Origin of the sequence: Haladaptatus pallidirubidus (genome assembly GCF_020700235.1) — an archaeon.
In the GTDB taxonomy this organism is placed as follows: Archaea; Halobacteriota; Halobacteria; order Halobacteriales; family Haladaptataceae; genus Haladaptatus; species Haladaptatus pallidirubidus.
On the sequence record NZ_CP085303.1, the window covers coordinates 109216 to 131034 of the forward strand.

19 protein-coding genes and 1 pseudogene are annotated in these 21819 nt (G+C 40.6%); 5 read left to right on the forward strand and 15 right to left on the reverse strand.

What is annotated here, in order from left to right:
- Position 1 precedes the first annotated feature (1 nt).
- Positions 2 to 406, reverse strand: a complete 405-nt coding sequence (locus LIX15_RS24305) for a hypothetical protein (RefSeq protein WP_227777774.1) — start codon at positions 404 to 406, stop codon at positions 2 to 4.
- 344 nt (positions 407 to 750) lie between these two features.
- Between LIX15_RS24305 and LIX15_RS24310 the strand changes: the two genes are divergently transcribed.
- Positions 751 to 1038, forward strand: a complete 288-nt coding sequence (locus LIX15_RS24310) for a winged helix-turn-helix domain-containing protein (RefSeq protein ID WP_497007443.1) — start codon at positions 751 to 753, stop codon at positions 1036 to 1038.
- Positions 1039 to 1061: 23 nt separating this feature from the next.
- Here the strand turns inward: LIX15_RS24310 and LIX15_RS24315 are convergent, their stop codons facing one another.
- On the reverse strand, positions 1062 to 1295 hold the full coding sequence (locus tag LIX15_RS24315) for a helix-turn-helix domain-containing protein (RefSeq protein ID WP_227777776.1): 234 nt from the start codon (positions 1293 to 1295) through the stop codon (positions 1062 to 1064).
- A 380-nt stretch (positions 1296 to 1675) separates the two neighbouring features.
- Between LIX15_RS24315 and LIX15_RS24320 the strand changes: the two genes are divergently transcribed.
- Positions 1676 to 1912: a hypothetical protein gene (locus LIX15_RS24320; protein WP_227777777.1), complete on the forward strand. Its 237-nt coding sequence runs from the start codon at positions 1676 to 1678 to the stop codon at positions 1910 to 1912.
- 59 nt (positions 1913 to 1971) lie between these two features.
- Here LIX15_RS24320 and LIX15_RS24325 read toward each other — a convergent pair.
- Positions 1972 to 2181 (reverse strand): annotated as a pseudogene (locus LIX15_RS24325) (RNA-guided endonuclease TnpB family protein); the annotation flags it as partial.
- Between the two features lie 265 nt (positions 2182 to 2446).
- Here LIX15_RS24325 and LIX15_RS24330 point away from each other — a divergent pair.
- Positions 2447 to 5569, forward strand: coding sequence for a hypothetical protein (locus LIX15_RS24330; RefSeq protein WP_227777778.1), 3123 nt, complete (start codon positions 2447 to 2449; stop codon positions 5567 to 5569).
- Between the two features lie 112 nt (positions 5570 to 5681).
- On the opposite strand, the gene LIX15_RS24335 is transcribed toward LIX15_RS24330, so the two are convergent.
- Entirely contained in the window at positions 5682 to 7097 is a 1416-nt protein-coding gene (locus tag LIX15_RS24335) for a hypothetical protein (protein WP_227777779.1), read from the reverse strand.
- A gap of 146 nt (positions 7098 to 7243) precedes the next feature.
- On the reverse strand, positions 7244 to 8176 hold the full coding sequence (gene rfbB, locus LIX15_RS24340; RefSeq protein WP_227777780.1) for a dTDP-glucose 4,6-dehydratase: 933 nt from the start codon (positions 8174 to 8176) through the stop codon (positions 7244 to 7246).
- Between the two features lie 54 nt (positions 8177 to 8230).
- Between rfbB and LIX15_RS24345 the strand changes: the two genes are divergently transcribed.
- Complete coding sequence (locus LIX15_RS24345; RefSeq protein ID WP_227777781.1) at positions 8231 to 9121, forward strand: SDR family oxidoreductase; 891 nt, start codon at positions 8231 to 8233, stop codon at positions 9119 to 9121.
- A gap of 3 nt (positions 9122 to 9124) precedes the next feature.
- Here the strand turns inward: LIX15_RS24345 and LIX15_RS24350 are convergent, their stop codons facing one another.
- The 8 genes from LIX15_RS24350 to LIX15_RS24385 form a co-directional block, all read right to left on the reverse strand.
- A complete protein-coding gene (locus LIX15_RS24350; RefSeq protein WP_227777782.1) occupies positions 9125 to 9304 on the reverse strand; it encodes a hypothetical protein in 180 nt (59 codons plus the stop codon).
- Positions 9305 to 9306: 2 nt separating this feature from the next.
- Positions 9307 to 10380, reverse strand: coding sequence for a glucose-1-phosphate thymidylyltransferase (locus tag LIX15_RS24355; protein WP_227777783.1), 1074 nt, complete (start codon positions 10378 to 10380; stop codon positions 9307 to 9309).
- 4 nt (positions 10381 to 10384) lie between these two features.
- Positions 10385 to 10849, reverse strand: coding sequence for a cupin domain-containing protein (locus LIX15_RS24360; protein ID WP_227777784.1), 465 nt, complete (start codon positions 10847 to 10849; stop codon positions 10385 to 10387).
- 50 nt (positions 10850 to 10899) lie between these two features.
- Positions 10900 to 12429 (reverse strand): flippase, encoded by a 1530-nt coding sequence (locus LIX15_RS24365; protein WP_227777785.1) that lies wholly within the window; start codon positions 12427 to 12429, stop codon positions 10900 to 10902.
- Between the two features lie 22 nt (positions 12430 to 12451).
- Entirely contained in the window at positions 12452 to 13822 is a 1371-nt protein-coding gene (locus LIX15_RS24370; protein WP_227777786.1) for a sulfatase-like hydrolase/transferase, read from the reverse strand.
- Between the two features lie 286 nt (positions 13823 to 14108).
- The gene (locus LIX15_RS24375; RefSeq protein ID WP_368410712.1) at positions 14109 to 15389 is read right to left on the reverse strand and encodes a sulfatase-like hydrolase/transferase; all 1281 of its coding nucleotides are present in this window, start codon (positions 15387 to 15389) and stop codon (positions 14109 to 14111) included.
- A 48-nt stretch (positions 15390 to 15437) separates the two neighbouring features.
- On the reverse strand, positions 15438 to 16793 hold the full coding sequence (locus LIX15_RS24380; protein ID WP_227777787.1) for a sulfatase: 1356 nt from the start codon (positions 16791 to 16793) through the stop codon (positions 15438 to 15440).
- Between the two features lie 176 nt (positions 16794 to 16969).
- The gene (locus LIX15_RS24385) at positions 16970 to 18187 is read right to left on the reverse strand and encodes a glycosyltransferase family 4 protein (RefSeq protein WP_227777788.1); all 1218 of its coding nucleotides are present in this window, start codon (positions 18185 to 18187) and stop codon (positions 16970 to 16972) included.
- 202 nt (positions 18188 to 18389) lie between these two features.
- Here LIX15_RS24385 and LIX15_RS24390 point away from each other — a divergent pair, with 202 nt between their 5' ends.
- Positions 18390 to 19454 carry a glycosyltransferase family 4 protein gene (locus LIX15_RS24390; RefSeq protein ID WP_227777789.1) on the forward strand — a complete coding sequence of 355 codons (1065 nt, stop codon included), beginning with the start codon at positions 18390 to 18392 and terminating at the stop codon, positions 19452 to 19454.
- Here LIX15_RS24390 and LIX15_RS24395 read toward each other — a convergent pair.
- Together LIX15_RS24395 and LIX15_RS24400 are read right to left on the reverse strand one after the other, a co-directional pair.
- Complete coding sequence (locus tag LIX15_RS24395; RefSeq protein WP_227777790.1) at positions 19443 to 20336, reverse strand: glycosyltransferase family 2 protein; 894 nt, start codon at positions 20334 to 20336, stop codon at positions 19443 to 19445. The genes LIX15_RS24390 and LIX15_RS24395 overlap by 12 nt on opposite strands.
- A gap of 166 nt (positions 20337 to 20502) precedes the next feature.
- Entirely contained in the window at positions 20503 to 21723 is a 1221-nt protein-coding gene (locus LIX15_RS24400) for a glycosyltransferase family 2 protein (protein ID WP_227777791.1), read from the reverse strand.
- Positions 21724 to 21819 lie beyond the last annotated feature (96 nt).

Genomic DNA, 21819 nt, shown 5'->3' on the forward strand with positions numbered 1-21819 from the left:
ATCATTCGTCACACCGCTCCTGTGTATCGCTAGTATCGGTTGGTTGGCGGCTCGTGTGCTCATCAGTGGTCAGGGTATCGTCGGGTCGTGTGACAGATTCGATGGTAGCGTGTGTTCGAATCCAGGCGTACTTGCCTACCGGTGTGAGTTCGTAATGATCGAGTTGGTACTCTGTGTGATTGATTTCCTCATAATACGTGCAGATGAGTCGGTACAGGTTGTTACTCGGAATGGCGAACAACAACATATGGTAGCCGGGTTCCGGGCCACGATGAGTCAGTGTTGGGTTTGTGTGCTCGTGATCATAGATGACGCCTGTGAGCGTACGCTTAGTGGTCGTGACCTGGATGGGATCCGCATGCGCGAGTGAGAGAACAGTCTCGACGCGAGGGTTGGAGTCGGTCATTGGGTCTCACCTCTCAGTGGGAAGGAGAAATGTGGCGTCGGGTGGATGGTTAGCGAGTGATGCGTCTTTCCGACGGGACACTTTTGTCCCGTGTGCGTGTAGATGGACATGCTTCTGTGGGTGAACGCGGAAGCATCAGCGGATCTCGGTGGCTTCTACACCGATCCGTTTCCTACCGAAATTTGATTGGAGAGTGGATAGTCCGCGATATGCTTCCTGTTCTAAGGCATGAAGCGGGATCACTTAAGACTATAGCACTATATCGACTCATAGAAAGTACTTTATAGTGTTGTACTTGATACTATCGGTGTGGTTAAACCTACGATGGACGAGTTCCAGACGAAATGCGGCCACGAGTCTCATGGATGACTGGAAATGATGATACGATTCTGGAATACCTCCATGAGAAGCAAGTGGCTCTCTCACCAACAGGACTCCATATCAATCTAGATCGTGAGGGCTATAATATCTCATATTCGACGGTGAAGCGGCGGCTTGGACATCTCGAGGACGTTAATCTTGTCGAGAGAATTGATAGAAAAGGTGGGTACTATATTCTCACTGAAAAGGGTCAACGGTATCTCTCCGGAGATTTAGGCACGGAGGAACTTGAGAAGGCTGATGAATCTTGACTCGATGACTGAAACAGTATCAATTATAATGTCCGCCACCATACAACGGCCCTACCTCCGACTTCTTTTCGCTCAATCTTCCCCTCTTCTTTCAATTGTTTGAGTTTTCTAAGTACTGTACGTCGAGATACTCTAATTTGATCGGCGATTTCATTTGCGGTTAACACTGGATCATCAGTCGTTGCAAAGAGATCCAATATTTGTTCGAGTGCCTCGTCATTTCCGGTAGGCATACCGTGATATTCAAAGTCCATCATTCATATAAATTGTCCTTCAAGGGACAACATTAAGTGTTTGTCCTACGTGGGACAGAATGAGGAAGACGGTTCCCTCAGGGACATTGAATTGTCCGGGTGCTAGCACACCCAGAGCCGGTCTTTCTTACCAAGGTGAAAAACCAATGCAAGCTACGATATGCGCTAGTGAAAAGTGTTCCGACGCAAAGGAGGCTAACTAAACATGGGGTGCAAGCAATGTGGCTGCCCCACATCACGGTCGCGACTCTGCAAGCAGTGCGACCAATTCAAACACACAACACTACCGAGCGAGACGGATTTCAGTGACGAACCGAACTGTCCAAAGTGTAACGGTTTCACGAGTGGAGAAGGCGTCGTCTGCTACAAGTGTCGGTGATTCGATGACCGGCACTTCATTGCAGACAACACAGATGGTGCTAAGAGAGCTCACCAGCAAGAAGGAAGTATGCATCACGGCAGGATTCACCCCACGCAAGGCCAAACGCTTCTGGCTTGGTGACCACTCAGTGTTCGAAAAAACACAGGTCACCGCCCACGGGAAGGTGAATGAGTTTGAATTGAGATCCACTGAGAAGGCGTGGATTCGAACGGATACACCCGTTCGCATCCGACAGTAACATCCTCGCCCGCCCTACAGGGCGGGGCTTCCTACAAGGAAAGCCTCACTTTGGAGGTTTCAGTCCGAATACGTTGAAAGCGTCGTCTGTCCGAGTTTCGGACTCGGCGTGTAGTGTCCCAAGGCACTGTCACAAGTGCTCCCATCCTGCAGGGAGTCATCATCCGTCGGTTTCAACGACAGACTCTCTCTCCCCCATGGGTTGAGGCGACCAGCGATATTGGCTGTCGCGTTGATATCTGCTTGATATTCCGTAACCCAACAGTCGTCAGTTTTGCTTTCCATCCAATCCGTAATTCTATTTTTCTGTTTTACTAACAAATGAACAGACTTATTATTCGTTTACTAATAGATATCACTCTATATGAAAAGAATAAATACGAATATAGATATCATTACTAACGAATTTAGAATCAAAGCAGAAATTAGTTGATGGAAATATATTAATTTGGTTAGTAGAATATTAAAAGTATTCTCCATATCATTACCGATGATAAACTATAATAGAAATCAAATAGTAGTAGAGTGTAATTAGATGGCAACGTATAATATTGTAGACGAAGGGGCAGACAACAGTGGGAATTCAGCAATTGATCCAACTCTTCACGAGTTGGTTGGCGATAATACAACCATTATCTTCCCACCAGGAACATACCTGCTCAATGAGCTTGTTGTGTATTCTGGAATCGATAATCTCCAGTTGATCGCGCCAAATGGCGCTCGTCTTATTCCAGGCCAGTCGGGTGATAGCATCCGGTGGTTCGATGTGTACTCTAATGGGTTTGTGTTGGACGGGTTTGAACTTGATATGCGAGAGACGGAGATTCCGCCGTTCGTGCGGATGAATAATGAAGCTGGGAATTGGGAGCTCAAACGGTTAGTCACTCGGGGGAAGGTTCGAGCAGCCACCGATTCCAATATTGGCTCGGGGAATTCAAGCGATGCACGAACGTATTTCCGCTTGTCAGCAGCAGACGGAACTCGAGGGCTATTACAAGATTGTTACTTCCACGAAGGAGCCTGTGAACCAACTGAAGCAAGTAATCGGCGAGCGATTCTCGTCGAATCTGGAAAGGGTGAACTTGTCTTCAATCGGTGTTGGTTCGAACTGTGGGGAGAAAACACAATTTATGCAAAAAAGCCAGAAGGCCCGCTAAAGATCTATAATTGCTTTTGGCGAAACACACAGGTCGGAGTTCGTATTGGAGGGAATACCGAAGTTCGTAATTGTGTTTCCATCAAGGATGATGTCCATCCAGTTCAATCGTGGTCTGGTGGATCACTGCAGCGCGGTGTGAGCGTTGAAGCTGTTGTTCCTGCAGATCCTGAAAACGGGATCAACAGCTACGAGGGGACAGCTACGATCGCAGATAGTGATTTTTACCATCGCTATTCAGATTCGAGCTGTGGTGGCCCGATTACAGCATCAGCCCCATGTGAACAGATCAATATTAACAATGTCCGCATTAGCTACAATTCTGAGAAATATCACGATGCGATCTATACATTAAATGGACGGATGAACAATGGTGACGACGCTAACCTCAAATATTTTAAGATTGAAAACACTGAAGTTCATAACGATCACGATTATCAGTATGCCGTCTCAATCGGTCAGGAACCAAATGAATGGGGGAACGTATCCGGTGTGTTAGGTGGCAGTGGGCCACAAACAGACTCTTCGTATATTCAAAACCAAATGACGACGAACGGAGATCCCACCTCACCCGATACGCGGCCACCGCTTCCTTCTGCACCATCTCTTGGAGAAGTGCCACAGCAGTCAGCACAGCTTGTTCGTATTGATAACACAGGCAATAGCTCTCCATCCTCCTATCAGATCACCGCTGGTACGTACGTGCTTCCAGCAGGCGATGACGGTGCAACGGTAGCGATGGACTGGGGGCCGGATAACTCACCAGTGCGACCACCAGATTCAGAGCAAGCTGCCGGATCGGTACCAGCAGGAGAGGTGTATGCCTTCTATGTGACTGGCGGTATCGTCTCCACCAGTGCAAGTGGTCCTGCAACATGGAGCGTTGATGGCACACCGTATTCACCCGGTAATGTGCTTTCAACAAACACGCTGTCTTCGGACCAGACATCTCGAGATCAATGGCACCAAGTCGAGGCAAGCGACCACTCGACGGGTGTTGTTGTTGGGAAACCACTTTCGTACAATGGCGCTCAACCGGCACACAGTCGGATACGAAATGACATCACTAGTGGCTTCGATTACAAAATTGAAGAGTGGGATTATCTTGATGGGGCACACACTACTGAAACGTTTAACACCCTTGCTGTGCCACCGGCGGAATACACGTTACAACTTGACGATACGGTTCCGTATCAAGTAAAATCTGGAACGACATCTGCCAACCATGAGTTCGAAACAGTTTCCCTCGATGGCTTTTTTGAGTCAATACAACCGGTTATCCTCACACAGTCGGGAAGTTTCAATGGTCGTGACCCCATTGTCACACGAGTACGGGATGTTTCAAGTGATTCATTCGACGTGAAAGTCCAGGAGGAAGGGAACGGAACTCACCGGATAGAGTCGATTGGGTATATCGCACTTCAACCGGGGGTTGGGTATCTCGATGGCAAGCTGTTTGAAGTTCAACGAACTCCACAAGAGGTTACTAGCGAATGGACTCGTATTGACTTCCAACAACAGTATAAAAGACCACAATTTATCGCGGATCTGCAAACGTTCCATGGACTTGACACAGCAACTCTTCGCTATCGGAATCTCACAAGTACTAGTGTCGAAGTAAAGGTCGAAGAAGAACAAAGTGAAGACAGTGAAACAGAACATGCTACAGAGGCGGTCGGATATGCTGTGTTCGGAGAGCCAACGATCTTAACGGACACAATTTCCAGTAGTCAACCCGATAGTGATTATTGGCACCAAGTTGATTTAGGTGTGCAATCACCTCGTGTCATTATCGCAAAACCACTTTCGTATAATGGTGGTCATCCAGCTCACGTCCGCCTTCGAAATGTTACGGATGGTGGCTTTGAGTATAAGTTAGAAGAGTGGCAATATCTTGACGGATGGCATGGAGATGAAATTTTCCACATGATGGCTGTAGAACCATCAGAGCAGGAATTATTATTAGATGATGGTTCTTCTTGTCGGATTAAAAGCGGAAACACAACTATTACAGATGAGTTTAGTAAAGTTTCTCTAGAGAGTTTTTTCGGCGCAGAAAGACCAGTTGTTCTAGCGCAGGTTCAAACTTTCAACGGGTCTCACCCAATTGTTACACGAGTTGCCAATGTCTCAAACGATTCATTTACCGCAAAGATGCAAGAGGAAAAATATAATCAGCAGCATACAAAAGAAACACTTGGATATGTGGCAATTGAACAGACCTCAGGGCGAATCAATGGTGCTCCATTTGAGATTCAACGTACCGAGCAGATAATCACCCATCAATGGACACATATTTCTTTCCAAGAAGAATATAAATCACCCAAATTCATATCAGATATACAAACATTTAATGGAGGAGATACGTGCAACATAAGGTATAAAAATCTATCAAGTACAGGAGTATATATTAAGATAGAGGAAGGTGAAAACACAGATCGTGAAACAAGACATAAAAATGCTGAATCAATTGGGTATGCTGTCTTCGACTCCTCTATGTAATCAAATTTGTATTACTGAGAACGATTGTAGCAATAGCCAAGCAATTTTAAGGAATGTTAATATAAAATTACATTAAAGTTAATATATGTATGTGAAGTTCACGTTCTTATCACTAAGGAGGACCACATGTGAGAACTGCTCCTTCTCCTGCAGAATATACTTGACTCCGATGTCTATTAATAGGTGATATCTCAGGGTAAACACCTGCAATCCTAGGCATAAGAAAGTTATCAATCCGAGAATGAGTTTTGACACATCCCTCGGAATACGAGGATAACCATTCTATTTTTGAAATTTCATCCTGTTCAACATAGGTATCAACTGGAGAGATTGAGCCGTCAGTCAGCACTCGTGGAAGTGCCAATACAGATGAAATAAGTAGTACAACAAATATACTAGAAAGAAGGATCTTACATCTGTGTTCCGTGAGATGTTTTCGATAGCCATGTTGAGAGAAGTATACGACTGTATAAAGTACACCAAATAAGCCTGGAATTACGATGAGGCGTTTAAATGTTGCAATATCACCTGCTGCGAGAACAAACACTGCTGAAATTCCGGTTACGATATTTACAACGACAAGCATTTGGCCAATTGGATCCCAATCTTGATGGGATAACCGATAGGCAATCGCATGAAAACACCCAAGCCCTGTAAGTGTGAAAATAAATCCAATGCCTATAACACAAACAAACCAAAGAGAAACACTTATACTTCCAATCGTAATTTGTGGCCATCCTGCGAGAAGTCCTCCTCCACTAGCCTTACTTCCACCAGAAGGAGTGGGGACTCCAAAACCGAGAACAATTGCAAAGATACCCACCAGAATACTTTTGAAATACTGTTTGTGAACCCATACCGTGGGAAGATTGTCTGCAACAACATATGCAGTGAGGAAACCGACTGGGAGAAAGGAAATTATTCGGCGGCGATTAGACCCAACCATAAATACAACACCAATTACAACACCGTAAACGACTGCCCAGATATAATTGTATAAGGAAATGACCATTAAATTGGTGAGTGCGAGCGCTTTGAGCCGAGGATCGGTTCGGTCTATGAACTGATAGAATCCAATCAAAAGGCAGAGAAATATGAGCGTAAAAGTAAACGCTTTATGACTTGTTTCTCGGAGACGATTAATAAATCCTGCAAAAATAAAAGGGGCAGGGGAAAATGTGAGAAATCCCCACCACGGACGGTTGGGGACAGCTTCACGATAGATAAAGAAGAAGATAAGAAGAATAGTAGATAGTGCGATTGAGCCAATAATTGGACTTAAGAATTCAGTTTCCATCGGTGTAATACCAGTAAGAATAACTAACTGTGTAATTAATAATTGATGTGCAGAGCCATTGAAATACCGGAAGCGGTCTGTTAGAGATCCTGTGTTTAATAATGTGTGTAAGTCAATAAGAAACCGTGCTTCATCTGTTGTCGCTCGATAGGGGAGAATAATCGAGATGAGTGCAGAAAATGTGAAGACAAAAGCAAGTATAACTAGCAGAATTTTCGACTCTCGTTTCATGGAATATATCTTGTATCGTCAAGGATTTAAACATGGCCTTTTAATTTGTGAAAATTTAATTATTAATATCAATTCTGGTTATAAAATTATTAATATTTAATTATATATTCAACCATTAAAATTGGTTGTCATTTCTGTTCACTCATCTATTTGTTTATAAGATAGTGGTCCACTGTTTGTTCGAGTCCCTCTTCAAACGACCACTTTGATTCCCATCCAAGATTCTCTATCTTAGTCGTATCAAGAGCATATCGCTGATCGTGTCCTGCTCGATCATCAACGAACTCAACAAGGTCCTCACCAGCGTTAACATTATTAATAATTTCTTGTGTTACTTCGATATTTGTGCGTTCATAACCACTACCGATGTTATATATTTCACCTATGTTGCCGTCCCGAATAACAAGATCAAGCGCTCGACAATTATCTTCTACGTAGATCCATTCTCGGACATTCAATCCATCTCCATAGACAGGAAGTGATTTCCCTGCTGCAGCCCGCCTAATAAACTTTGGAATGAGTTTTTCACGGTGTTGTCGTGGACCGAAATTGTTGCATGTTCGTGTTATGACAATTGGGAGGTCATGTGTTATAGCATAGCTTTGGGCGAGTAGGTCGGCGCTTGCTTTTGTCGCCGAATATGGGTTTCGTGGTCGAAGGTTATCATTTTCGGAAAATTTTCCGTCAAGAATTTCGCCGTACACTTCGTCCGTGGAAATTTGTAAAAAACACTGTATTTCAGTTTCGGTAGCTGCCTCGAGAAGTGTTTGAGTTCCCATAACATTTGTCTCTACAAACGGGTAGGCACCCTCGATAGAGCGGTCTACATGCGATTCAGCAGCAAAGTTGACAACAATATCAGCGTCTGCAACGAGATCTGTGACTAAATCACGGTCACAGATATCACCATTAATGAAAGTATGGCGTGGATCATCTAAGACACCACTGAGGTTGCTGCGAGATCCAGCATATGTAAGTTTGTCAAGTGTAGTGATTTGAATATCGTTTCGTTCGGTGAGAAGATAATGCACAAAGTTAGAGCCAATGAAGCCGGCACCACCTGTGACAAGTATTTGCATATTAGTCTCTTAGTTAACGGCACTTATTTACATTTCTATCGAGATTTATCCTATATGCGGATACTTGTCATTGGCGCAAGCGGGCTTTTAGGTAGCAATGTAATAACGGTTAGTCAGGATAGGGATATTGATGTTGTGGGAACGTATCATTCGTCAAAACCATCCTTTGATATTCCGCTAGCTAAATTAGAATTGCAGGATATTAAACGATTCGACGAAATTTTAGATTTTTATACGCCAAACGCTGTTATCAACTGTGCAGCGATGACGGATGTCGATTCCTGCGAAAAGAATCCCAATCAGGCGTATGCTGTAAATTGTAATGCACCGGGAGTACTCGCAGAACACTGCACTAAACACAATGTAAAATTCGTTCACGTTTCAAGCGATTATGTGTTCGATGGGACTGCGGTAACTCCTTATACCGAAGAAGCTAGTACGAATCCGGTACAAGTTTATGGTAACTCAAAGTTAAAAAGCGAAGAGAAAGTTACAGCTGCAAATAGAGAGGCACTGATCACTAGACTCTCGTTCGTTTATGGAATTCATGGTGATACAAAGGAGCTCACAGGATTCCCCGCATGGATATATAGTCGGTTAAAAAATGACCAACCAACACCATTGTTCACCAACCAACGAGTAACACCGACTCGTGCTGGCCAAGCCGCCGAAACATTAATAGATTTACTCATCTCAAAAGAATCAGGCATATATAATGTTGCCTGCCGATCATGCGTATCTCCGTATGAGTTCGGAATCAAAATCTGTAATCGCTTAAATACTAAGAATGATCTCCTCAGTAAAGGGTTGCAAGATGATATTGACCGTTCTGCCGCTCGCCCATCCTATACATGTCTAGATGTTTCAAAGGTTGAAGATTCACTTGACCGTTTGCAGCCGACCCTCGAAACAGAGCTGAACGAAATAGAGAATGCGATATTCTAACTTCTATATTTGGTACTGATCACGGTGGTTTAAGAAGTGCTGTTTATCAGTTTCTGAAAGATCCTTAAATCGAAGGACAGTTTGGCAATTTAAGCCAGGACACTTCATCACTCGATTTCTCTCAAGCTCATTTGCCGCTACAACTGTGCTACACTTTGGACAGGTGAACGTAATAATGTGCATGGTTAGAGTTTGAGCTGGGAGTTTTCGCCTACAACAAGTCGCTGACCTTTTGGTAGACAGTCATCTGCATTTCCAATATTTGCACCTCGACCGAGTAGGCCATCTACAATCTTTTTTGAAGTCGTGATTTGAGAATCACCGATGACAACACTATTTTCAATATGAACGCCATCGAGCGTTGTATTTTCACCAATTGATGTATATGGACCAACGTAAGTCCCATCTCTAATTATTGACCCATCACCAATCGATACTGGTCCACGGACGACCGCTCCAGATTCGATGGTAGCTGATTCAGCCAGGCCAATTTGACCACTTGTCTCTGCTCCGTTTTCGATGGTCCCACGTAGTTTTAGTGACTTATCTTCAAGTACAAGCCGGTTAGCCTCGAGAATATCCTCAGGCTTCCCCGTATCCTTCCACCAACCTCCGACGGTATGAGAGTCGATTTTATAACCATCTTCAAGAAGATACTGAATTGCGTCAGTGATTTCCAGTTCACCGCGCCATGAGGGTTCAAGGCGGTCTATAACATCGAAGATGGCAGGAGAAAACACATAGATACCGATGAGAGCAAGGTTGCTCGGTGGATCGTCTGGTTTTTCAATTAATCGTTCGACGTTCCCATCATCATCGACATCTACAATGCCAAACTGGTGCGGCTTGTCGACTTCCTGAAGTGCAATTCCTGCACCGTAGTCTTTAGATTTGAAGCTTTCTACGAGGTCACTAATACCAGACTTAAGAATATTATCGCCGAGATACATTACAAAATCGTCATTCTCGACAAAATCACGAGCACATCCAGCCGCATGCGCGAGTCCAAGTGGATTCCCTTGGACTATATAAGTGATATTAACATCGTATTTTGACCCGTCGCCCAGAAACTCTTGAATTTCATTCCGTCCTTTATTGCCAAGAACAACTCCGATTTCGGTAATCCCTATATTTTTAAAATCCTCAATAGCATATTCGAGCACCGGTTTATTAGCAACAGGAACTAGTTGTTTAGGTCCCGTATGTGTAATTGGTCTAAGACGAGACCCTGTTCCGCCAGAAAGAAGTACTCCTTTCATATTATCACCCATGTGGTTCACTTTGCCAATCTAATGGTATTTTTTCAGTATCGTATGGAAGTCGTTCCTCATCTGGATCATTGTAGTTATAAAGCTCCGTAGGATAATTGAGGAGAAACGCTGGCTCATCACCAACATTTTTGAATCCATGCCAACAATCCCCTGGTATCCTAATGACTTTTGAATTATGTTCACCAATTATAAACGTATTAAGTTCATCTTTTGTAGAGGACTCTTCACGGTCATCATAAATTCCAACTTTAATACGACCTTTTGGACAAATGAAGTGATCAATTTGACCTTTGAGATGTCGGTGCCAAGCTCGAACTATTCCGGGATATGTCATCGAATAATACGACATCGCCGGTTTAGTCTCGTATTCTTCCCAGTCTTCACGGAAAGCTTCAACAAGATGACCGCGCTCATCAGTATTCACTTGTAATGATCGGACGGAAACTCCTTCAATCATATTTATTAATATTATTAAGGTTTCTACTGACTATTCTTCTTTGGTTTGTTTTATCTTTCATTGTAAGTTTGTTTAAGTCTTTTGAGTTCCACGGTTATATTATTTTCGATTTTATTAATCATCATATAATCATTTTTATCCAAACTATTTGTGATGAAAATCGAACTCACTTGGACAATACCGAAGAAACCAATAAGACCAACTAACGCAAAAATTGAAATAGAGTCATCGGGAATTATGCTTCTTGTGATTAAGGCAGAGGTTATCGAAAGCACTGATGGTTGGATCAAATTCATGGTGAAAGGGTGGCCACCAATAGCATTGTAAATGGCAAGAATTTCAACCAAATTGAAAACTGCATATCCTAAAACTGTACCAATTGCTGCACCAATTATTCCGTATTTTGGTATAAGTAAGAGATTCACAATAAAATTCACTATTACTCCGCTCATAGCTGAGATGAGTTCTACTCTAGATTTATTTATTGCCTTAAGTGTAGTACCTGTTGGGCCAACAATTACCCGAAGAAAATAACCAAAAATTAGAACTGTTAATGCAGACGAAGCAGGCAAGTAACTTCTCCCGAATAAGTTTATTATTACACTATCAGAGTATAACCCAGTTACTAATACTATAGGGAGAGTTATTGAGGAGATCCATTTGCTGGAATATCTATATAACGAAATTAAACCAGAATCGTCACTATTTTCATAATGCTCAGTAGCTAGTGGAAGATAAAGAAACGTTACCGAGCTTAAGACAAATAGTGTAATTTGCCTAAGAGGTTGGATAGCGCGATATTGGCCAACGGATTCAGAATTCAAAAACACTCCAATCATAATGACGTCCAAATTCGATAAAAATAACACAAAAGAGGAGCTGATTGCTAATGGCCAAGAAAAAGACCATAATTTTTGAATTGTTGTCTTTTGTGGTGGAGTGTTAATAATGCTAGATATAGGTAAATATTTTATCGAATAATAGAAACTGAAAAGGAGTACGAATGTTGGAAGTGAAATCCAATATCCAATAGCACCGATAATAGGATAGTCAAAGAATGCCAAAACGAAAAAGACAGATAAAGCAAGAATTGGTCCTGCAATGTCTCTAGATAATATCATTGACTTTGACTCTTTTCTACTTCTAAGAATAGAAATCATTACTCGAGAAAGGGGAAAAATGAGAGTGTAAAAGCTAAAGATTGCCAGTAGACCAGGTAATTTTTGGTCATCCATTACTGCTCCAATTTCATATCTTGTAGAAATTATCAGAAAAGTAGATATCATTCCAGTTATAGCCACAATAAGGAATCCACTCTGTACATATCGTGCTTTTGTTTCTTCAAGATCCGAAGCTGATAAAAACCTTGTGACTCCGTCTTGGACTCCAAAGATAGCAATCCCACCAATAGATGAAACAATTGTATAGGCTAATGCTATATGTCCAAATTGCGTTGGTGATAGCTCCCTAACAATAGATACTTGAGCCCCTAATCCTAGCAGACGACCTATTACCATACCAACGAAAACAATACCAGAACCTTTCACTAGCTCTAGTATACTATTAGATGTTTTTGTCATTATAGATAATTAAATTATATAATCACATATAACCAAGCTCTTTGAGTTGATCCTTTGTTGATTCTGATATATCAGGAGTTACATTAGTTTTCTTGACACTGTCCTTATAATCATTTATATCTATGCTAAACTGTTTAATAGCAAATTCAAGAAATTCAGGATCTACCGAAACTTCTTGTTGCCAAGATTTTTTCTCAGGATTCAATTGGAACTGACGCTTGTTCCCTTCTGAATCCCATATTATTTTCATATACTTTTCAAAGTCATAAACTGTTCTTTGAGCGCGATCCCAGAATTTATTATCATTTTCGTCAACCTCACCTCTTCCTGAGCCAATCAGCTCACTTTTTATTACATTCTTATCAACATCTGCTTTGGAATCAGTACAAAGTGATTCAATTAATCCCGGTAGTTGTGTATGTGATATTTCTTTTGGAGAAATATCTTGAGAGGAATTTATAACTAGAAGTGGTACATGGAGTAACCCCTCACTAAGACTTGCTGTATGCTCGATGAGTTTATCATCCTCATCATAACCCAAGTTTTCCCCATGATCTGCTGTAATTATAAATACAGTTTCAGAATTCTTACTAATTTCTTTTTTTATAAAGCTTGAAATTAACTTATCAAGGTAATCAATAGATTGATTATACACTGTTCTAAAATGTTTTATCTCATTTTGAAAGACTCCATCACCACCTGTTCTATTCCACTTGTCCATATTGATCGCATCAGAACTCCATGAATTTGGAACCTTTTCCCCTAAATTATTATATTTCCAAACCTTATGGTGTGGGATGTGAGCTTCCATAAGATTCATGAATATAAATGAATCGTTGGTAGTTTTGTTCAATTTATTTGATGCCATATTTAATATAGAATTTCCACCATAATCCATAAATCTTGGAATTGGATATCCAGATGTGATAGTCGATAATTTAAACATTAAACCATTGCCAAGACTCTCAACAGTATTGCTATCTTGTAGTGATTTCCGTAAGTGATCTACGATTCCTTGTGATTCCCGAGGATCGATTCCATTTGGAAATCGACTACTTTGGCTAATAGTGAATGTTTCATCAAACCATTTATCCCATCCAAATGTTTCTGACGTGAATTGATTAGCTGAAATACTAATGCATTTATGTGGGATACGTTCAGTCAATACAGCATTGTTATCTAAATCTTTAAAGGTTTGGTGATGTGTATGGACACCGTGTTCATACGGTAACTTTCCAGTCAGCATTGTAGCGTGGGATGGAATCGACCATGACGAACCAGCTCTACACTGATCGAATTCAATATCTGCTAATTTACGAAGTCGTGGAGCATATTTATCAAATTCTCTTTTTCGAACGGAATCGAGACAAATTAATACAACGTTATTACTCATGTGTATTATTATTTCAATTTTAATAACTTCTTTCAGCTAAGTGCGATTCAACCAATAATCTATAAAAATAGGCCGATACACTTAATCCTATCTATAAGATTGTTCCTTGATCTAATTAAATTATAATTTTCGTTCATTGAACGTTAAGTATATAATTATAATAAATACAAAGAATTTGAAATGATAAGCCAGTACAAATAGAAAAATAGATCAAAAACAGCTTAATGAGCAGCTGAAAGATATAGGTTATACAGTATAAATGCAAAATATTCAACTATAAATGCCACTATTTATAGCCTAACGCTTCTAATTGGTCTTGTACCATTTGACTAGTTGAACCTTCACTATTTTGTTCCCAAGAGTCTGGTAAAGAATGGGATAATTTCGTAACGTCTATATTTGGATCGAAATTTTCACCATCATCGGTCACACAAGCTGCCAAAGAGATATTATCGTGTTTAGAATGAATAAGCTTCTTTCCGTTTTTATATACAGCCTTTCGCTCGGGTCCATAACGCACTCCCTCACATAACACTGCTCTATCCTCTGGAAGATTATGTCTCCACGACATACCAGAAGTGTCTATATTTTCATTAAATATATATTCAATTAAAGTTGCGGGAAGATCTATAAGTGAAGCATACCCACCCGATGGCTGTAACTTTTTATTGTTTGTTCCAACAGGAACTCGCGCAACTTTATCAAATGGCGTACCACCATGTCCTACACCATAATTTGGCCTAGAATCAGTGAATTCGTGATCTATTTGATAGTGTTCCCAAAAGGCTTCACCATGGTCACCAATTAAAACGAAAAGGGTATTTTCATCTTTACTAAGTTTTCTAAGAGACTCACTCACATAATCAAGTGCAGCTTGATAAAGACGTAATTTATTTTTCCTATAATATTTACATTCATTGCTCGCATTATAGGAGCGGGTATATTTTTTAATAACAGGAAGATGGGGAAGATCAGTATCGACATCTCTCGCTTCAATAAATCTTTGAGGCGGTTCAACAGGTGCATGAAGATCTCCTAAATGTAAATATGCGAATGTTTTATCCTTCGATTTACGCCAAGATCTATAATATTCAGAAAGGGTTTCTGCAGGTTCATCAGCCCAAACTCGATGTTTCATGAACCATGTTTTCGAAGCCATAAATGGCATTGGAAACCCAAACAAACCAAGAGTACTATATCCATATTTTTCAAATACTTCGGGAAGAGACATGTTTTGGTTGAATTGTTCAGGCATTGCAAATGAGTCATCATCAACCATCGTATGCGCAACAGACCCATGTTCGTGAGGGTATTTACCTGTTAGAAAACTCGTCACAGAAGGAAATGTCCAAGTGCTCCCACTAACAGCTTCGGACCAATAGAGAGGAAGATCTGGTACCGAATCTGGCCTTAACGCATCGATACACACCAATAACACATGATTATATTGCCCAGGTTTTTCCGATATGTGCATTAGATCATGGTCGAAATTCGCTTTTTTAGATAAAGCCCTGAAATATAATGGCCGCAATCGTCTTTTCGCCGAATTTACATTCATATTTAACATTGTAAGATTCTACCCTTTTAAGCTTTTAGTTTTTATATATCATAGTAATTAAAGATATCCTAAGTCCTCTAAACGATTTTGAACGTCACCTTCTACTTCGTTTTCTAAATCTCTAGTTTCTACATCTAAATCAGCAAGACGACTCATAACAGCTTCTTGAATTCGATTAGTTTCTGAATTCTCATCAAAAGAAACTTGTTTTGGCCTTGGTTTTCGAAGATCGAAAAGACGCGTATCATCGCGAATTTCATCAACCTCATATAGCCAGTTCTTTGAACGAGCACCGACTACAACCTTTCCGTTCACTTCATGCTCCGCAGTAATATAATCGCGAGGATCATCTTTCCCAAACTGTGTACCTTCATACTCACTTGGTACAGAAAGCCCAAGTGAATTATGGAATAACGGCGGTAGATCAAGCAAACTCACCAATTCATTTTTATATTCTGGCAAATAATCAGGACCATTTGTGATGATCAAGGGGATTTGCAGAAGTTCGTCATACATCCGCTCAGGCTTTCCAAATTTATTATACTCACCGAAGAGCTCACCATGATCAGAAGTAAACACGATTAAAGTATTTTCATAGATTCCCAAATCATGTAATTTTCTAATGATTCTACCTATTTGGAAATCTGTATAAACAACAGCAGCGTCATAAAGGCGGCGAAGAAGATCAATTTCTGTTTCCGATAGTGATTCGGGATTAGTGAGCAATTTTGAATACCATTCAGAGACATCTGTTTGAGAAACGTCCTCGACATCAAATTGAGCTCGATATTTTTTTGGAGGAAAGCATGGATGGTGTACGTCCATATAATGAGACCATCCGAAGAAAGGTTCATTGACGGTATCAAGCCACTTGACAGTATCATCAGTGATAACGTCTGCACTCACATAGGGACGCGGTTTCCCTTTAATCAGTTTATATGAGTATTTTATGGCATCGGTAATATGAAATACATCATCTACTTTTCTCAGTTTTGGATTATTTAATTCGATTCCCCTAGGGAAGACTTTTGTTGCTATTCCCATGAGAGGATTTTGATAATCTTCGAAGATATCAAAACCAACATCGTAGTTAAAATGACGAGAAAGGAAGGGATTGCTTTGGAATCCTCCAGTATTGAGACCCGCTTTCCGTAGATTAGAAGCAACCCTGGGCCTGTCATCATTTAGCGGACCGAGCCCACTGTGAGAAAGCGGCAATGTTCCTGTAAGCATAGCAGGGAATGAAGCAGACGTTCCTGGTCCTGTAGCAAATGCAGAGTTAAAATAGGTACCATCTTTAACAAGCTCGTTAGTAGTTGGGAGTTCGAGATCACCTGTCAAAGTCCAATCGTAGCGCAAAGAATCAACGGTTATTAAAAGCACGTTTTTTATATCTGCTTTAGGTGGATTCATCCGTAGTAATAGTTCTGTATCGCCTTTGTTTTATTTATTTCTATTCTTTTTCGAGTCGTTATCAAATACTGATAGCACAATTCCAATAATTAGCGTATATTCCACCCATTCTATATTTCAATATAGTATGTAAATAATTAATTTATTTTTACAGAATAATATCAGTTATCGATTATCTAATCATGGTGTCCATATATGTCTTTCTCTAAGCTGTCAACGTGTTTCTCGAGAGTATGAGAACAAGCCCAATTTAAGCAATTATGTTGGATCTCGGTATAATTTTTCCGTTTTAAATTGACTATTTTCATGATAGCGTTACTCAAGGCGTCAGAGGATCCTGGTCTAACAAGTTCACCTCTTTTCCCATCTTTAACAAGTTCAGGGATTCCACCAATATCACTTCCGATAACCGGTAGTCCCCTTGCAAAACTCTCATAAATTGTTAAAGGAGAGTTCTCCATCCAAAGAGATGGAACAAGAGCTACAGTAGCTGATTCTCTTAGTTCAGTTAATTTTTCATCAGATACAAACCCATGGTAATTGACATTGGGCAGTGATTCAGAGATCCGTTGGGTCTGATCTTTGAGCGGTCCGGATCCACAAATATGAAATGTGATATTGTCTAGTTTTTGAGCTGCCTCATATAATATTTCTAGTCCCTTAGGTCTAGTTTGTTGACCTGCATACAAACACGCCGGTTTTGTTTTGGATTCAGGAATAGATGTAGCCACCTCAGTTACTCCCAGTGGAAGACACTGAGTCGATGCATCCTTGAAGAACCCATGGTTATGATGAACATCAATAATATGCTGGCTGGGTCCTGTGACTATGTCTGGAGATCCAATCCCTATTTTTTTCCCTTTCGAATGAATTCGACAGGGTAGCGGAGGATTACTACAAACCTCAAATTCTTTGTTAGTAGTCCATTCTCTCAATAATGTACTTTTTGGACAGATAAGACTATAATCATGGAGTGTATGTACGTGGAAACGGGATTGTTTTTGTGCTATCTTTCCTATTTTTGGAGAAATACCCATTAAATTATTTGTGTGAACAATATCTGCATCAAACTCCGAAATGATTTCTCCAGCAACTTTACTAGCGTGAACGTTGGTTACATCTAAAGTATGCCAAATTGCTTTTCCTGCTACGCCAAATGGATTGTCATCACTTCGATGCGAAATATTTAGCGGATAGAACCGTTCTACAGGAACATTATTGACAGAGTCCGATTTAGGTTTAAGCGAAGAAGGGTTTTTATAGGGTTTAGAAGTTAGAATCATTACGTTATGGCCACGCTCTTGAAGAGCGCCTGCTACCCTTATAACATAGTTTTCAGCACCGCCACTCTTGTAGGGTGGCAATTGTGCATTTACTAAACAAATGCGAGTCATGGATGAATTATTCTCTGTTAGAAATACAGCCTTTCGCTGATAAGAAGTTAACGTTTCTAAGACCCTCAATAGTTAATATTTCTATATTTTATAATGCGATGAAGGAATAAACCAAAAAGGGGTTATCTAAGAGTTTACCTTAGTAATATAGATGCGATGATCGCAATAAATATTACTGGGCCAAAATTAGCTTGGGGTAAGTATGAACATCGGTATTAATGCCAGGACTTTTAGTATCAACTCGCCAGCAGGAGCTATTCAAGTTGGAATACAACACACTAAGAATCTCCTCAAAAATATGGGGACAAAGTGTACACTCTATGGCCATCCAGAAGGCCAACAATGGTTTGATACCAACTTAAGATACCAAAGCCAGTTTTTCCCATATAATTCCCAAAGTTATGGAGTCATATGGGAGAGGTCCGTTCTTCCGATGTTGGCAGCATTAGATGACTTAGATGTATTGTTTTGCCCAAACGCGAATGTACCACCTCTAGGTAGTAATGCTCATCAAACAGTGGTAATGATCCACCACGTTGGTACAGAACATGGACATAGTTCAATACAACGTGCTTATCGAAGAATAGCAATTCCATCAGGTGTACAATACGCCGATAAAGTTGTTACAGTTTCTGAATTCTCAAAGAAAAAGATAGTTGAGGAACTTCAAATTGATGAATCAAATGTTCACGTGATATATAACGGAGTCGATGATATATTCTTTAATGATGTAAAAGAGACAAATATTGATCTGCCGGACGATTTTATTCTTTTTGTTGGTTCTACCGATGAGCGGAAAAATTTGAGCCGCTTATTGGCGGCATATAAACAGTTAAACTCAGATATTGAATTAGTTGTTGTCGGTGCTCAAAATGGAATTGCATTTGGGAAAGAGCAAGTTGATCGAAGTGAGATAATCAATCTAGGTTATGTATCGGAAAGGGAGTTAAGGTATATTTATGAGCAGGCAACCTTACTTGCATATCCATCACTATACGAAGGGTTTGGACTACCACCAGTTGAGGCCGCTGCATGTGGAACTCCTGTGCTTACATCAAACGTATCTGCCATTCCAGAAATAATGGGAGAAGCTGCTGAGTATGTTGATCCTTTGGATGTGACCTCAATTCGAAATGGATTAGATATAATCCATGATCCTGAAAGATTGACTGAACTTTCTCGTAAGGGGAAAAAACAAGCAAAAAAATACACATGGGAGAAAGCTACTAAGCGGTTAATGAAGGTATTTAATCAATCAACCAGATAAAATCTTATGTAATTTATCTGGTATATATTCGTTATTTTTCCCCATTATGAATGATATAAAATAAGTAAAATCATACAATATAGCATAAGGAATCCAATAACTCTTATTATTTCGTATGAGATATTCATATTCAGAAACTATGTATTTAATACCGTTAAGTATAAAATCGTCAGAATCTGGAGAAGTGATATCCTTAAATGCCATTCCATCTTTATATCTCCTCAAAAACAAACTACGGATAGAGTAATCGTGGGAATGATATATTTCCGCATCAGAACAGTAATATAGATCATAACCTTCATTGGCGACTCTGTAAGCAAAATCTTTGTCTTCTGACATGTCAACATTGTCTTGAAACTGAAATTTATCCCAAACTGATGAGGAAATAGCAGAGGAAACGTCAGAAATGAATATATTATGGAGGTAAAATTTCGCTTCGTCATTAGTATCATCTTCAGTTACTTTAACATTAGAATCCGGATAGAAATATTTGTAGAAGAATTTGTCGACAGGTTTAGCATCTGGATGTGCTATCTGATTTCCATATGTAACATCAGCCACATCAGTTTCAATTGGATTTATTAAATCTGCTAACCAGGTATCAGTTACGGGATAAGCGTCTTGTACTGTAAAGGCAATAATATCCCCGTTTGCCGCCTCTGCACCTATATTCCGAGTTCGGCCATGGTGAAAGTCATTAGGTGAAATCTCGATTATTTTGTCTGCTAATTTTCTTCCAGTGTCTACTGTTCCATCAGTAGAACCAGAATCGATAATAATAATCTCAGTATCAACCATAGACTGTGATCTTATTTTATTTAAGAGCTTGCCAAATTGATCTCCTGCATTTTTAGTGGGAATGACGACACTGACTTCACTCATAAGTAACGCTTATATGATGTCATTTAAATATTTTCCGAATTTTAATTTTATGAGTTTTAGAATAATTTACTATTTAAAATATTAATATATTTGTGTATAGAATATATAATAGATGAAATTTTAGGAAATTGTTGATATAAGACCACTCCTATAAAATTGGTATTAATTACTCGGCAATCGCGCTCATGAAGAACGACGAGAATACGGTCTGCACACCGAGAACAATCGCGGTGAATGCAACAATATCATCCATTAGAAGTGGCAGCTGAGTGAATCCACTTGTAACCCATTGAATGAACAAGAAACTAGCATAGGCTGCACCCCCAATGAAAACCAATAATCCAAGCGTCGCTGCGTGTTCAAGCTGCAGCCGCTTCAATAACCATCCCATCACAGGCTGCTGCGATTTTTTAATTGGATTACCAGCCACAGTTGCAAACACCCCAAGACTACCAACTTGATAGCCACTGATCGCAAGCAGACTTCCGGCAATCATCGAGTGCAACCCAACATTCACACCACCAATTGGGATGCTGAAATAAGCAAGCGTCATTACCAACAAACCAATCCCAGTCAAAATCATTGCTGGAATCGAGAATAAATACCCTGGCGCATTCACGAGCATGAACTTCACGTGACGCCAACCATCCTCGAAGCTATCAAGCGTCGCATCACCTTCGCGCTCATGGTACGTGATCGGAACCTCTTCGATCTTCATGTCCCGAGCACCAGCCTCCATAATCATCTCACTCGCAAACTCCATACCACTTGTTTTCAACTCCAAATTCTCGAGCGCCTCTCGCTCGATGATCCGGAATCCGCTGTGTGCGTCGGAGACACCCGCCCCATAAAACGTATTGAGGAACTTCGTCAACAACGGATTGCCAATATATTGGTGCAAAGGCGGCATTGCACCAGATTTGATTTCACCCTCAAGGCGACTTCCCATCACCATATCTGCATCATTATGTGTGACTTCCTCTAGAAGCCGAGGAATGTCCTCGAAGTCATACGTCGTATCAGCGTCACCAATAACGATATATTCACCTCGGGCATGATCAAACGCATACCGATACGCATATCCATATCCAGGTTTGTCTGGCTCGACGACGATCGCCCCCATCTCACGTGCGATCTCTGGAGTTCGATCCGTCGAGCTATCGCTGATGATGATCTCGGTCGTTACACCGATTTTACTGATCCCTCGTTTTACCATCTCAATGCATTCTGCAATCCCATCCTCTTCATTGAGTGTGGGCATTATCACACTCAGCACAGGGGTTATAGCGCTGTCTGGCCCAACAAGGAGCTCCTCTGGTGATTGAGAGACTTGTTCTTCTGATGCGGTACGGTTGTGACTGGAAGCTATAGTTTCCTCTTTACTCATTTATTTCGATCCTATTTTTTAGTCATCTGCAATCGGGCTTGATTTAGCAACTGCAGGTTCCTTCTTCTGCATCTGCTTCTTTTCGACAGGAGAGTC